A 15778-nucleotide genomic window follows, 5' to 3' on the forward strand; every position below is an offset into this window, starting at 1 on the left:
ATATGACATCAAAAAACTTACTCATAATATCCAATGATTTTCCAAATGCTGATAATAAGTATGTGAGAGAAATCTTCGTAAAAGAACAGGTTACGGTTCTCAAAGAACATTTTGAGAACATATATGTAGTATCTCCAGTTGCTTTTGGAATGGAACTTTTAAGACATACACGGCATGAGAATTATGAATTTGACAACGTTCACGTATATTTTCCAAAATACTTAAATTGCCCACTATTTTTTAAATACGGGCGAGATCTGTGGATACATTTCGAAGAAAAAGCCATTAAAAAATTAATTGAAGATAAAAATTTGCACTTTGATTTAATTCACGCTCATTTTACATGGAGAGCTGGAACGGTCGCTATAAAATTAAAGGAAAAATATGATGTCCCGGTAGTTATTACAGAACATACTTCTCGGACATTCACCCATGCTGTAGAAAAGAAAGAATCTCAATTTATTCGAGCATGGAACTTATGTGACGCAATAATTCGTGTTAGGAAAGGTGATATATCACTTTTCCAGAATGTTGGAGTCCCCCTGAATAAAGTGTATTATGTCCCAAATGGTTATAGCCAAAAATATTTTCATGATCTAGATTCACAAAGTTGCCGAAAAAAACTTGGATTACCCCCAGATAAGAAAGTAATATTAAATGTTGGGAGCCTGTACGGGGAAGTAAAAGGACACAGGTACCTTATTGAAGCTATGAGCAAAATCACATCAAAGAGAAAAGATATAATGTGCTTCATAGTTGGAGGAGGAAAATTAGAGAAGAAGTTAAAAAAGCAGGTTAGATCTGCAGGGCTGGAGGATTGCATAAAGCTTGTAGGGAGCAGGCCACATACTGAAATTCCATTATGGATGAATGCCTGCGATGTTTTTGTCTTACCGAGCCTGCTTGAAAGCTTTGGGATAGTTCAGATAGAAGCAATGAGCTGTGGTAAACCTGTAGTTGCAACATACAATGGGGGAAGTGAAGAAGTTTTGATTTCTGAAAATTATGGTTATCTGGTTGAACCAGCGAACTCAAAGGAATTAGCAGCAAAAATACTGGTAGCTTTAGATAAAGAATGGGACAATGAACAGATAAAAAAATACGCTAAGAATTTCAAATGGGATACCGTTGTTGGAGAAATTCTGAAGGTATATAAAAAAGTGGGAGTTTGAAACCCGTGAGAGTTCTACATGTAATGCCATATATCCCTTTTACTATAAGTGGTGCCCCTGTTAGAGATTACAATATTATAAAAAAACTTTCTGAGAAAAAAATCGAGTCACAGATAATTTGCAATTATTATAATGATAATAAATTTGATAATTCAATGTATAACATAACTCAACTTGAAAAAGAGTTAAATGGAAAAATATACACAAGAGAAATCCCGGATTTATCAGCATTAAAAAAAATAAAAACCGTTCTTTTAGATGGGATGTATCCCCCATTTTACAGATACAATTCACCAATTAATATAAAAACCATTGAATCTGTACTAAAAAAAAGCAATTTCGATATTATTCACGCCCAACACACCATAGAAGCAGCGCCTGTAATACAGGCTGCATCAAATTCCCACTTTGAAGGAGCTAAGGTCATAACTCTTCATAACGTTGACCATCTGAATTTTATAAGACAAATCAATCATCAAAAAAGCTTATTGATGAGATTTGCACATAAGCGAGTTGTTTCTGGATTCAAGGCATATGAGTTAAATATTCTTAACGAATTTGACCATATTTTTGTAGTTTCAGAAGTAGACAGAGATATATATATATCTTACGGAATTTCAAAAGATAAAATCAATGTAGTTCCGAATGGAGTAGATTGTGATTTTTATAAAATTGGAATAATTGAAAATGACATGAAATTAGTCCATCCAAATTTATTATTCATGGGGAATTTAACATATCCTCCAAATGAATTCGGGATTAAAAATTACTTAGAACATGTACATCCATTAATAAAAAAGAAATTCCAGAGCATAAAACTCTATATTATGGGTAAAAACTGCCCAAACTGGCTTAATGACTACTCAAAAACAGATAATTCAGTAGAGATTATTGGATTTGTAGAGGATGTGAGGCCATACATCTCAAACTCAGATGTTTGTATTGCACCGCTAATGAGCGGTTCAGGGACTCGTTTGAAGATACTCGAATACATGGCTATGGGTAAACCTGTGGTCTCAACTACAATTGGTGCTGAAGGTTTGGAAATTAGCGACAACAAAGATATTTTAATAGCGGATGAGTGGCCCAAATTTGCGAGTTTAATTATATCCTTGTTGGAAGATGAAGAACTTTCAAGTCGAATCGGTATGAATGCAAGAAAACTGGTTGAAGACAGATACGACTGGAAAAAGTTGACAGAAACCCAGATAAATGTTTATAAAAAATTGACTGCTTACAATTCTTCACCTAATTGAGCAAAGGCCCTCTAAGTAAGTGTTCCTAACATTTCACTTATATACTCAAGGGAATGAACTTAAACCTCCTATCAGAAGCTCTCCCCTTGATTTCGTCATTCAGAAAAGGCATCTAAATCCTTTTTTTAATCTCAGATTTTTGTAAATCCCACTGAAAGTTCTCAGCTAAAAAATAGTACTTTTGAACAAATCTCTGTATAATCCTTGAAATTCTACAGAGAATATGCCTTCTTCACTTGCATCTTCTAGATTGATTTCACGGATCTGAACTCCTTCTATTTGCGTATTAGTTCTTTGAAATTTACAAGAATTTCATTATAAAATATTATTTTAAGTATTATTGTTTTTTGGATTAAAATTTTACATAAGATAGCTTAGTATATTGAAAAATTTCTTAAAAATAACATTTCATTCCTGGAAAAATGAGTGTTCCACATTAAACTTTCTGATATAGAAGGAACAGTTTATATGAAAATTGTACCATCCATCAACATACACAAAGTCTTCTGCATTTATAATCTCTTTTTTTTGACCCCAAAAATTACGATAAAAATTGAGTATTTATTAAGATGAATAATCGTCTAGGAATAATAATTACCCAGGTGTCAAGGCCGGTGAATAATTCCTCATTTTGGCCGGATTAAAATTCCCCAATTTCTAATCCTTGAGAAAAACTCGAGGATTAGAAATAATGTTAAAAATGGAGGAATGGCTATTGATACGAGATTTGTATTCACAAGGCTTTTGCATCAGTGAAATCGCCAAGCAAACAGGTTTTGACAGGAAAACTGTGAGTAAATATCTTCGGCTGAAAACCTTGCCTGAACCCCAGAAACGTTCAGGAAGAAAGAGCAAGCTTGATCCTTTCAAACCTTACATTCTTGAGAAACTCACAGAAGGTCCCTATACTGCTGCTCGCCTCTATCGGGAAATCAAAGAAATGGGTTTTGATGGAGGAAAAACCATAGTCAAGGACTTTGTACAAAAAGTCCGACCTCAGCAAGGAGTCCCTGCTGTACTCCGCTACGAAACAAAACCTGGTGTTCAGGCTCAGGTAGACTGGGGAGAATTAGGAACAGTTGAGGTTGATGGAAAGGTAAAGAAACTCTTTTGCTTCAACATGATTCTTGGATATTCCAGGATGAGATATGTTGAATTTACACTGAGTATAGACACACTTACTCTTATCCAGTGTCATCTGAACGCTTTTGAGTACTTCGGAGGATTTACACAGGAAATTCTATACGATAATATGAAACAGGTTGTTATCAAAAGAGCCTTAAAATCATCTGATTCTGAATGGAACTCACAGTTTGAGGATTTCTTCAAATGCTTTGGTTTTATTCCCCGATTATGCAGGCCTTACAGACCTCAGACAAAAGGCAAAATTGAAAATACAGTCGGTTACGTCAAGAGGGATTTCTTCCTTGGAAGAAGGTTTACCTCTCTCGAAGACCTGAACGGCCAAGTTCACAGGTGGTTAGGAAGGGTAAACTCAACTGTCCACGGAACAACCTACCAAATCCCTTTTGAACGCTTTAAGGAGGAGAAACTTAGCCCTATGAATCATGTTCCTCCTTACAAAGTTGTCCATAAGGAGACCAGAAAGGTCTCCAGAGACTGTTATATTTCTTTCCTTGGAAATAAGTATTCTGTTCCTTACAGGTTTGCAGGAAGAACTGCAGAACTTCATATTTTTGAAGGAAAATTCGATGTATACATTGACTATGAAAAAGTCTGTGAACATGAAATTCTCCCAGGTAACTGTAGGGTTGCCAGGAAAAAGGAACATTTTCAGGGTCTCCTGAGTGAGATCCTTAAAGAGAACTCAAAATGCAAAAAAGGTTCACAGATTCCGTTGAAATTCTCAGGTCCTGAAGTTGAAAAAAGGTCTCTTGATGTCTATGAAACATTTAGCCAGGGGAGTTTTGAATGAACAACTTCAGTTATGAGAGACTTCACACTAACCTGCAGTATCTGAAACTGAATACTATTGAAGAGCTTCTGGACAACTATCTTGAAATTGCTGCAAGAGATAGCAAGACAACAATGGAAGTACTTGATTATCTGTTAGAACAGGAAAAGAAGCACAGAGAAGCTATTGCAATTGAGAGAAGGATGAAAAGTGCAGTTTTTCCCGTTAAAAAGACTCTTGAGGAATTCGATTTTGAATTTCAAAAATCCATTGATAAAAAAGTAATCGAAGACCTTGCAACCTTGAGATTTGTTCATAACTCAGAGAATGTTGTTTTCCTTGGTCCTCCCGGAGTTGGAAAGTCGCACCTTGCAATAGCTCTTGGAATTGAAGCAGTAAAAGCAGGGTTTTCGGTTTACTTTACCAATACAGGAAACCTTATTGAAAGATTGAAAACAGCAAATCGAGAAGGAATACTTGAAAAGAAACTCAGGGACTTGATGAAGTATAAAGTGCTGATAATTGATGAAATAGGATATCTACCATTTGATGAAGAAGGAGCTCACTGTCTATTTCAGCTAATCTCAAGACGTTATGAAAAGAGTTCAACAATTTTGACATCAAATAAATCATATGGAGAATGGGGAGAGATATTCAAGGATCAGGTAATAGCAGCTGCTTTACTTGACAGGATACTCCACCATTCTACCACGATCAACATCAAAGGGGAAAGTTACAGGCTGAAAGAAAGGAAGAAACATGGTATAAAATCAGGAAATATGTACCAGTAATTTCTAACAAGTTTATGAAATATTGAGTAACCTTTAAATCAAAAAGTGGGGAAAAGTAATCCGGCCAAAATGGGGAAAATTAAACCGGCATTGACACAGGTTCATAAATTAATTATAGTTTATCTATAAAATTGAAAACTAGTAAAAAAAATAACATATTTGAGTATTTCTTAGAATGTTTAAATATTTATTGAGATAGTTTCATACATTATATTGGAAACTAGAAAATTTTCACCCCTATTGGGACAAAGGACAATAAAGACAAAAAAGCTGTTCAAACTTCATTGAAACCTCTTAAATGTAATACTACTTAAAAAACATAAAAATGGAACAGAGCAGTAAAAATGGAAAAGTCCCAAAACTTAAGCGTAAAATATAAGAAGTAAACCATCGAAACTATTAAAAGAAAGTATGAAATAAAAAAGAGTTGCATTTAAAACATAAAATAAGTTTTTTAAATGAGAATATGGACTATACGAGGGGGGGCAAAAACGCTCAAAGTCCACTAAAAAAACCACGATGGAGTGAAAGGGAGTGAACACTATGGAAAGAAAGTTACTGATGCTATTGCTAGTAGCATTAACTCTATTGGTTAATATTCAAATAGTACTATGCGCTTCGCCTACAGCGCCAATTGTATACATCGACACAGACGGTAGTGGTGACTACAACTGCGATGGAAAAAATGATCATATCGAAATAAATGAAGCACTTTCATTTGTAAACGAAAACTCTGATTTTACAACCGTCCATCTCAACGGTTCAAATACGTATTGGATAAACGATACGCTATATATTGGAAGCAACACAATATTGGAAGGAGATTCAGATGCTGTAATAAAACTGATTGATTACGCAAGCTGGAATATAGAATATAAAGGACTTATTGAAGCAAAACAGGATTTTGAAAAGAATATAACCATACGCGGATTTGAGATAGATGGAAACTGCAAAAACCAGTATGAAAAAATTGGAAGCAGTTTCTATAACATGATCAACCTGAAAAAAAGTTATAATGTAACTGTCCATGACATGTATCTCCACGACGGACTGGGGGACGGAATAAAAGTCTTCCATGATTATTCCAAGGAATATGAAACTGTTCCGACAAATATCGATGTGTACAACAACACTATATTTGAAATTGGACATGATGCCGTATGGTTGAAACATTCGTCAAACGCGTCCATATATAACAACACTATCACTATAAAGGCAGACGCAGCCATTCGATTAACAGAAACGATGCATATCAAGATTTACAATAACACGATAACATCAAATTATGAAGGATATGCTGGAATAGAGCTGGATAAAAAAATGACTGATCGTTTAATGGACGATATAGAAATTTACAATAACTTAATTTATCATACACATGCATGGGCAATCTGGTTAGTAGGCTACGGCAAATATGATAAAGACAAAGCTAAGGGAGTATGGATTCATCATAACATAATCTATGACACAGGAACATCGTCTACCCTTCATGAAGCAGGTGGAATTGTAGTTCAGGGATTTAATAACACCATAATTGAAAATAATGTAATAGATGGAAACAGAAAATACGGTGTTGCATACGAACTATATCCAGCCTACGGAATCCCAAAAGATAATGGATTCGTAACTATTGTTAGAAATAATATAATTTCAAACACTATTCGAAATGTCGCAGATGTGGGTTCAGGCTGGGGAGTGAAAAATTGTGATCCTTCGAATCACACGTTTATACTGGAATACAACTGTGTATACAATAGCACTGCTGGAAATTACGTAAATGTTACCCCGACTACAGACATAAATGTTGATCCATTGTACGCCGACATCTCAAATCGTGATTACCACCTCAAATCAAAAGCCGGAAGATGGAGTAATGCCGGATGGACAACTGATAACGTAAGTTCCCCCTGTATTGATGCAGGGCACCCGTTGTCTGATTATTCAAACGAACCTGAAGATAACGGAGACAGGATCAATATAGGAGCTTACGGGAACACAAAATATGCTTCAAATTCAGGAGACGCACCGATAAACATCAACCATCCCCCTGTAATGGATCCTATCCCGTCTGCTACAGTTGAGATCGGAAAAACTCTTAATTTTGAAGTAAATGCTTCAGATGAAGACGGAGACAGCCTTACATACTCCGTTTTAGACATTCCGGAAGGAGCAACATTTGATGGAAATTCCAGAATATTCAGCTGGACCCCGGTTTCGGGCCAGGAAGGATCCTACACAGTAATTTTTGAAGTGAGTGACGGAGAATTGAAAGACTCCATTACTGCAAATATAACAGTAGTCGAAAATGATAGCAACCCGGATGAGGACATAAAAATATATGATAACCGCCTGCGGGAAGCTTCCCCGGATACGGTTTTCCAGGACAAACCTTTCATTGATGTAGGGGGCACTGACAACGTAGGAAGGTACAGAGACGTTATGTGGTTTAACCTGAGCGAATATTCAGACCAGGAAATCAGTAAGGCAATTCTCTCTCTTTACTGGTACTATCCAGAAGAATCAAGGCCTGAAGATACAGTCATTGAAGTTTACAGGCCGGTTTCCTGGAATCCCAGTTATGTGAGCTGGAATAACAGGGATAATGACGTGAAATGGACGAATGCTGGAGGAGACTGGTACGACAAAGAAGGTGTTTCTCAGGGAAACACGCCATATGCTAAGTTCACCATAAAAGGAAAAGACCTTCCAGACAACAGGTATTACGAACTTGATATAACTGATCTTGTAAAAGAATATGTAAGTGGGGAATACGAAAACACTGGATTCCTGATTAAAGCTCGTAGTGAAAGCAATAACTATATTGCATTCTACAGCAGTGACTGCGGAAACGAAAGTCAGGAGCCAAAGCTTAAGATAACAAAGCAAGTACCCGCAGAACCAGTAAACGTAACAATTACTGGTGCCAAGGATAACCGCCTGCGGGAAGCTTCCCCGGATACGGTTTTCCAGGACAAACCTTTCATTGATGTAGGGGGCACTGACAACGTAGGAAGGTACAGAGACGTTATGTGGTTTAACCTGAGCGAATATTCAGACCAGGAAATCAGTAAGGCAATTCTCTCTCTTTACTGGTACTATCCAGAAGAATCAAGGCCTGAAGATACAGTCATTGAAGTTTACAGGCCGGTTTCCTGGAATCCCAGTTATGTGAGCTGGAATAACAGGGATAATGACGTGAAATGGACGAATGCTGGAGGAGACTGGTACGACAAAGAAGATGTTTCTCAGGGAAACACACCATATGCTAAGTTCACCATAAAAGGAAAAGACCTTCCAGACAATGGGTACTATGAGCTTGATGTAACAGATCTGGTGAAGGAATATACCACGAATAAGTATGAAAATACAGGTTTCCTGATCAAAGCAAAAACTGAAAGCAATAACTACATTGCATTCTACAGCAATGACTGGGAAATCGAAAGCCAGAGACCGATACTGAATATGAGTATAGTACAATAAATTTTCCTCATTACTCAAATGTGGAAAAGATATCAAAATACGCTGCACAGAAGGAATAATCTTTCTGTGCAGGCAATTTTTTGAGTTTAATGGATATTTTCATGCTGTGCCCTTAATATTTATATATAAAATTATCCTGGTTTGAATAAATAAGATTTTTTTGATCAAGTAGTATGGGGTTATCAACAATGTTCCACTTCATCCCCTGTTTTGGCCCAAACATGAGACCATAATGGACGTTAGGATACCTCAAATAAATATAGGAACCTTGTTCTACCTTCGTGTTATTGGATAATCTGGTCTCGTTAGGAATCATACCATAACTGGAAAATAATAGGTCTGTCGATGACAAATCAGCGTATATCTTTGTCTGTAAGTTTCTATTTTTTGATAACCATTTAGTACTGATAACATCTTGAATGGGAAAATGCATTTTGTAGAGGAAGTACTGATATTCGAGATTATCTGAATTTTGTATCCATTCTCGATTAATAGAAACCGAAGTAGGGTTATCATGTATTATTTCCTGACCAAGTCCGATATTAAAAATCATAAATATTGCAAAAAAAACAGACAAGATTCTTAATGAGTGCTTAAAAGATTCCTCAGACCATTTTTTATTGAGGGCATTATAAATTAAATGAATAAAAGTAATCCCACCAATCACGCAAAAAACTGCTAAAAAAATTGATGTAATATGATACAACCTGTGGATATTCATACCTGTAAAAGAAGTGAAAAATGACGTGATTAGTACAAATAGAAGAATGAACGAGAAACTAAAGTATTCACTGGAAATTCTAAAATATTTTGATTTAACAAATACTCGCACGAATCCAATAATTACAAAGAATTGAGACAGCAGATATAGTATCTTTAAAATTTGCCCACTCAAAAAAGGAGAATTACTGGTAGCCAGTTCAACTGATTTTGTTGCAAAAAATTCCATCATTATATTTGCGTAAATGTGACTAAATATATTAACTATTGTTTCGAATATGGATCCGCCAGATACATAAAGATACCAGATAGATGCAGAAACAAAGAATATAAGCATAAAATTAATCGTATAGGTATCACTCTTAGCTTTTAAAACATAAATCATGAATAGATATCCTACTGGTATGAATAAAATAGTCAAATAAGACAAACCATAATGAGACGTGATTAAACCGAATGTAAATAAAACTAACAAAACCCGTTTTTTAAACAGATCTAAATTACTTAACATAATTATGAAGATTAAAACTAAAAACAATTCTGCAATTTGTTGTCTTGCTAATGCCAGCATCTCTGTATAAAATGTGTATATAGACATGAAATAAAATACTGACAGAAAAGAAATTTTGTCATTAATTCCCTGTTTTTGAGATATGTGGTAAATTCCAACAGGTACTATCGAGAAGAGGAAGGGATATATTATTTTAAATACGTATGTCAGCTCTAAATTGCATATCTCTGAATATATGGGGGCAAGCATTACAATACTTAACATTGCGTTAATGTTTGAGGGTATTGTAAAGTCCCATAAAGAGTGCATCATAACAAGGTTCGAAAAATAATATTCATCGTGAATATCCCATCCATCTAAAAAAGTGGATGACAATGAATTATGGTATAAAATTGAAATTGAAATTATGAATATTGCAAAAGGATATAGACGCTTTGTCAATAAATCTGTAAATGTGATTAGAATTGGTACCCCACAAATCAAGATAACAAATAAAATCATAAGGATGTTAGTATGAAAAAAGTTAATGAGATAACTTCCAAAGATACTGAAAAATGGAATCGTACATAAAAATAATAGAGATAAAGATAATGAATCTTTTGTATTACCTAAATGCAACACATCAGACGTATTTTTATCCTTATTACTCATATAGTATAGAAGAGATAAAATAGATACTATAGCACATAAAATTAAAGTTAGAGAAATAGATGAAATTGGATTTGGTAGAATAGAAGAGTGAAATTCGTTTATAAAAAATCCTGAGAACATTACGAATAATAGACTCAGACCAATAATACATGCAACTGATTCAAAAAAACTTAGTTTTTGCAGCTTGAAGATTCTATAAATAATAAGCCCAGGTACAAAAGTAAGAAAAATGAAACCCATTACTTGCCTTAAGATTGGAATCGGAAAGTTCAGAAAGTCCAATATAATTGAACCTACAAGTGCAAATTGTATAGAAAATACAATAATTATAAATTTTTTAACATCGCTATTGATTATTTTTTCGATGAAACTCATATACCCACCTAGTAAACAATAAAGTTATAAATAATTTAAAATATTGAGGATTTGGTTGAAGATATAAAATATCGAGAAAGTCATAGATAATACAGTAAATTCAAATTCTTGGGATGTTTTTAAAAAAAATCTACGAATTTAGTTAACTCCTTTATCACCCCATAGTTTTAAAAATTTGTGGAATGAAAACCTGATCCCACTGGTTTCCCAAATTTCAGCCATTAGTTTTAGATCATCTTTATCCAGTGATTTTGTATATAGCACAGAAATAGCATAGATTAGCAAAAACAAGGAATACAAAATTACCAAAGTCCAAAATGTTGTGAGAATTAAGTGCGTAACAAAATAAAAAAAACACACAATTGAGATAGCTACAAATGTAAACCTTAAATAGACATTTGTAAAGGGATGGATTTTCAAAAATTTATACAATTTTACAGTCATGTATACTTCTATAGAGGCAAAAGATAAAGCTGATGCAATAGCTGCTCCAACCATCCCAAATGGAGGAATCAAAATCAGATTTAATATTATGTTTAAAACGGAGCTGATTAAAGAGCAATTCATAAGGAAATAAGATTTCCCAGCAGACATTAAAGTATGATAGTTAAGACCAAAATAAGCGTTTGTAATAAATCCCAATACTAAAATCTGGAAAACAGTACTTGACGCGACATAGCGAGAATCATAAAAAAACGTCAGGATAAAATCGGGATACAAAAAGAATAAAACGAACATTGGAAATGTAAACATGAAAGCCCATTTAGTTGAAGTTGCATTAACAACCCCGAGTTCTTCAATTTGATCTTTACTATACAGTTGAGAAATGATTGGGACATAGAGATAGCCTACAGAATTAATAAAGACTGAAAGAAGATTAGCTATAGTGTAAGCAGCGTTATACATCCCAACTACTTCAGGTGTTCTGAAATAACCGAGCATTAAAGTATCGGTCCATGACATTACTGTAAGCAGTATATTTACTGCAAGAAGTGGCAGAGAATACACTAACAGTTCTTTTGTAACATGATTAATGCGTACCCTGTTCCAGTTCAGCTTAAGCGGAGGTTTTCTGATAAAATAAAACAAAAATGCAAGAAATGTTATTAAAATAGATATGACATAGACGTAAACCATAGTATGAAACGAGAATCGTAAAAAGACTGTAGGGATCAAAAACAAGAGATAAGTAACGGGTCTCAAAATTTCATTTAAAAAAACCTTTATTTTGGACTCACCAAACCCTCGGAAGATTGATATGAATATATTGCTCAAAACCGACAAAGGAATTGCAATTAGCAATATATTGAATACTGGAGAAAGTTCAGGTAAATCGTATATATTTATAGCTATGTAGCCGGAAGCAGCGTAGGCTAGTATAGTAATCAAGACACTGGAAATTAATGCGATTAACATTGATGAAAGAACAGTATCTTGTATATTATCGGATTTATTTTCTGCTCTAAATTTTGCAATATATCTAGTAGTTCCATCATACAAACCGAGAGTAGATATTGTGATAAGAACACTCATCAATGTAAAGGCCATTGAGTAAAGCCCATATTCATTTTGAGTTGTGAATCTTATAAGAAGAATTCTACCTAAAAATCCCAAAAACAAATTAATAATTGTTCCAATAAAAATAATCGTAGCACTTTGAGCTACCCTCTTAAGAGATTTATGAGTAATATGAGACATTAGGTAACACTGTTTTACAGATTAATATTCTTATTTCATTTTTCTAGAACAGTTCAACTTACTGCTATGATATAATTCTTTCTAAATAAACATCAATTTCGATTGTCTAACAAATGAAAGTATTCAGTCACAACAATTTTACTTTGGGGGGGTTCCCACAATTTTATATATATAAAGTATAAAAATATTATAATAACCTCTCAAAGTTTTCTTCCTTTTAAATTTTGTAATCAAATTCCAGCTTATACCTGATAACTTCATATTTTAAATTCGATTGTTTTTAATAATATCATGGTATCCTCTTCAAATTGAATGGAAATCTGTGCTTTCAACTCAATGATCTTTTTTCCCTGATTACTTGAGCCAGAGATGGCATTTCTAATTTAACTCTATCGCATATGTACTGATATGCGCTTACACCCAGCTTCTTTGCTGTCTGAACAATCGTCATGAAAGTGTCATTTGCCTTTGTTCCTTCCTCTGTTATAGTTTTGAAGGCTGACATCTCTTTTTCTGACCTTTGCTCTTACCGCTAGTTCCGCTGCATTATTATGCAACGGGACCTCTGGTGACTCAGTTCCAAAATCTAGTGATAAAAGTAATTGTAACATCACTACACAGAATTATAATCCTATAATTATGTAATGATGTTACGACTGATGGTAACTATAAACCTTACATTTTAAGATGCTTTTTTTCTTAACTCTCCGCCAAACGTTGTAATCCCTTTTTATCGCTAATAAAGAATGCAGTAATCACCCCTGCTAAAAATACAGCCAAAGAGTGTCAACGGCGGTTAAGAATTCCTCCTTTTCGGCGGTTTAAAATTCCCCAATTCTCAATTCTTGAGAAAAGTTCGAGGATTGTGAATCATGCTGAAAAAGGAGGAATGGTTGTTGATACGAGATTTGTATTCACAAGGCTTGAGCATCAGTAAAATCTCAGAAAGAACAGGTCATGATAGGAAAACTGTGAGGAAATATCTCCGCCGTAAGACAGCTCCTGAGCCTCAGAAACGTCCAAAAAGACAAAGCAAACTCGATCCATACAAAGATTACATAATAAGAAAGCTTAAAAAACTAATTCAATAATTCGGGGAGACGACCTGAAAATCCATTAAATTTGAAGAGGATACTTCTTGCCTTGTATTTAGTTCTACACTTCCGAAAATAAAAATTGTAGATGCGGATTTGAAATTCGAATACGCCGTGATTTAATGATCCAGATGGATAACTAACCCTCCAGCATATCGAAATCATTGAAGCCTTCAAGATCCACATCACTATATTCAATTTCAGTGTCAGAATGTTTAGTTTCAATCCTTATTGTGTAAGTAGCCGTTACAGAACACCCTATGCAGATTTCCTATTTGACGTTTTGATTTTCAATATCAAGGTCGCCAATCGAAGTTACAATAAATAATTAGTCGCATAGGTTATTTCGTTGCGGGCACTAAGGATCTACTCGATCAACATAAATAATTTTTCGTCTCGCTTCCACTAACGGTATTACCTTTCAAAACGAAAACATGATTACTATCAAGGATATTCGCTACACCATACCCCTGTTTATCTTTGGGATATTCAGATTTTACAGCATTCCTAATTTTGTTATTTTTTAGAATGACTGTAAACTTTTCTCCTGCAGGTGGTTTGTAAGATTCACCAAGCTTACTATAACTCCAGTATTCAAAGGCTACCCCGAATTTAGCATTATCATCGATTATGTTATCCTCAATCAGAGCGTTAAAACCTTGAATGATAATTCCGCCAGCTTCTCTATATTGATATGAATTCTCAGATCTTCCGCACCTAAGTATGGAGTTATCATGAATATGGATATTGTTTATTTGATCTGAATCATAGCCGGCACCATTTTTATAATATCCATACAGCCATATTCCCCAGCAACGTAAATCGTGAAGGTTATTATTATAAATTTCAATATTTTCCATTGATGTGCTGGAAGCACCCTTATCCAGTTCAATTCCTGCAAATCCCCTGTTATTCGAAGAAATATCATTATCATAGATCTGGACATTGCTACATTCAGTTAGTCGAATTCCACTATTCCCTTTGAGAGTAATTTCATTATCATAAATATCGACACTTGATGAATGTTTGATCCAGATACCATCATGACCGGACTCGAAAATTACATTATCATGAATTTTGATGTTTGTAGGGACTGTCTCATATTCATTAGTATAATCATGATGAATACGGATCCCATCGGATAAACCATCATGCAAATACATTCCATAAATTTCTACATTATATGGATGGGAAAGCACTATCATATCATGGTATCCTTTGCCGTAAATCTCATCTTGATTTTCACAGTTACCATCAATCTCAAAATTCCTAATGACAATATTCTTCTGTTTAGTATTTTCAACTTCGATCATTGCTTTTTTAGAAGGCCAGCCTGCATCATCAACAAGTATTATTTTTGACAAGAGCTTCCCATTTTTTACGGTTCCCTCAAGTGTAGTACCATCCGGGATATAGATTGTATCTTCAATTTCAAATGTCCCAGCTGGAAGTTTGTAAGTGCCTCCTGCATGAGACTGCAATTTTGAGTTTATCCAGGTTTCATCACCAGCTCCCACTACTCCTACAAATAATAATAATAATAAAAAAATTGATACTAAAATGAATTTTCTACCACGATTCTGTGTGTAAATAAATTTACCAGTTGCTTTTATTTCATGTCTAAAATTCCGCACCATTTAAAAACCCCCTAATGAAAAATTCCCAATAAGTATATTCTTAAGTTTGATCCAGTAAAACAAAGAACATCAAACCTCGTAATTGAACTAATCCCATTTTTGACCCTGATAGCTCGAGATAAGTTTTTTCGAGCTTCTCCGCCATGCTCCCAAACGCAATCTAAAAAAAGATGATCACAAAAGGAACAGCTAGAGCAAGAGCTTCCACGTTGTTAAAAGCATACTGCATTAACTACTAAAATATCAGATATCTCGCGGTTAATCAACTAAAAATATCAGTGAAAAAATAACCTCCCGAACCTGAAGTACTGTGCAGCAGTGAGGTTTTAATCCATGTTTGAGTGGATCTCACTTGCAAATATACAATAGGTTTTTAGTCGTCATCTTATTTAACTTTTTTTTATTGTAATTTGATGGTCTTCACTGAAAATCTGTGGTAATGAGCAGTTAAAAAAATAGAGGGATTTCAATCCTTGTT

At 34.5% G+C, this 15778-nt stretch carries 8 protein-coding genes and 1 pseudogene; 6 read left to right on the plus strand and 3 right to left on the minus strand.

The window, feature by feature from the left end:
• The first annotated feature begins 2 nt into the window (after positions 1-2).
• The 5 genes from ACSAZL_RS15525 to ACSAZL_RS15545 all read left to right on the plus strand — a co-directional run bounded on the left by ACSAZL_RS15525 (position 3) and on the right by ACSAZL_RS15545 (position 8614).
• The gene (locus ACSAZL_RS15525; protein WP_440945521.1) at positions 3-1172 is read left to right on the plus strand and encodes a glycosyltransferase family 4 protein; all 1170 of its coding nucleotides are present in this window, start codon (positions 3-5) and stop codon (positions 1170-1172) included.
• A 5-nt stretch (positions 1173-1177) separates the two neighbouring features.
• Entirely contained in the window at positions 1178-2428 is a 1251-nt protein-coding gene (locus ACSAZL_RS15530; RefSeq protein WP_440948870.1) for a glycosyltransferase family 4 protein, read from the plus strand.
• A gap of 691 nt (positions 2429-3119) precedes the next feature.
• Entirely contained in the window at positions 3120-4364 is a 1245-nt protein-coding gene (gene istA, locus ACSAZL_RS15535; protein WP_440944911.1) for an IS21 family transposase, read from the plus strand.
• A complete protein-coding gene (gene istB, locus ACSAZL_RS15540; RefSeq protein WP_440944912.1) occupies positions 4361-5134 on the plus strand; it encodes an IS21-like element helper ATPase IstB in 774 nt (257 codons plus the stop codon). The genes istA and istB overlap by 4 nt, the downstream gene beginning before the upstream one ends.
• Before the next feature lie 543 nt (positions 5135-5677).
• Complete coding sequence (locus tag ACSAZL_RS15545; RefSeq protein ID WP_440945522.1) at positions 5678-8614, plus strand: disaggregatase related repeat-containing protein; 2937 nt, start codon at positions 5678-5680, stop codon at positions 8612-8614.
• A gap of 112 nt (positions 8615-8726) precedes the next feature.
• Here ACSAZL_RS15545 and ACSAZL_RS15550 read toward each other — a convergent pair whose 3' ends face one another.
• Together ACSAZL_RS15550 and ACSAZL_RS15555 are read right to left on the minus strand one after the other, a co-directional pair.
• The gene (locus ACSAZL_RS15550) at positions 8727-10220 is read right to left on the minus strand and encodes a DUF2206 domain-containing protein (protein WP_440945523.1); all 1494 of its coding nucleotides are present in this window, start codon (positions 10218-10220) and stop codon (positions 8727-8729) included.
• A 789-nt stretch (positions 10221-11009) separates the two neighbouring features.
• On the minus strand, positions 11010-12569 hold the full coding sequence (locus tag ACSAZL_RS15555) for a flippase (protein ID WP_440945524.1): 1560 nt from the start codon (positions 12567-12569) through the stop codon (positions 11010-11012).
• An 872-nt stretch (positions 12570-13441) separates the two neighbouring features.
• On the opposite strand from ACSAZL_RS15555, the pseudogene ACSAZL_RS15560 reads away from it, so the two are divergent.
• Positions 13442-13648, plus strand: a pseudogene (locus tag ACSAZL_RS15560) (helix-turn-helix domain-containing protein); the annotation flags it as partial.
• Positions 13649-14037: 389 nt separating this feature from the next.
• Here ACSAZL_RS15560 and ACSAZL_RS15565 read toward each other — a convergent pair.
• Entirely contained in the window at positions 14038-15300 is a 1263-nt protein-coding gene (locus ACSAZL_RS15565; RefSeq protein ID WP_440945525.1) for a right-handed parallel beta-helix repeat-containing protein, read from the minus strand.
• Positions 15301-15778 lie beyond the last annotated feature (478 nt).

Source organism: Methanosarcina mangrovi, assembly GCF_052057765.1.
Classification (GTDB): domain Archaea; phylum Halobacteriota; class Methanosarcinia; order Methanosarcinales; family Methanosarcinaceae; genus Methanosarcina.

Bases quoted from the DNA above. Each gene is read 5' to 3' on its own strand.
- ACSAZL_RS15525 (WP_440945521.1), top strand. From the start codon at position 3: ATGACATCAAAAAACTTACTCATAATATCCAATGATTTTCCAAATGCT.
- istA (WP_440944911.1), top strand. From the start codon at position 3,120: ATGTTAAAAATGGAGGAATGGCTATTGATACGAGATTTGTATTCACAA.
- istB (WP_440944912.1), top strand. From the start codon at position 4,361: ATGAACAACTTCAGTTATGAGAGACTTCACACTAACCTGCAGTATCTG.
- ACSAZL_RS15545 (WP_440945522.1), top strand. From the start codon at position 5,678: ATGGAAAGAAAGTTACTGATGCTATTGCTAGTAGCATTAACTCTATTG.
- ACSAZL_RS15555 (WP_440945524.1), bottom strand. From the start codon at position 12,569: ATGTCTCATATTACTCATAAATCTCTTAAGAGGGTAGCTCAAAGTGCT.
- ACSAZL_RS15565 (WP_440945525.1), bottom strand. From the start codon at position 15,300: ATGGTGCGGAATTTTAGACATGAAATAAAAGCAACTGGTAAATTTATT.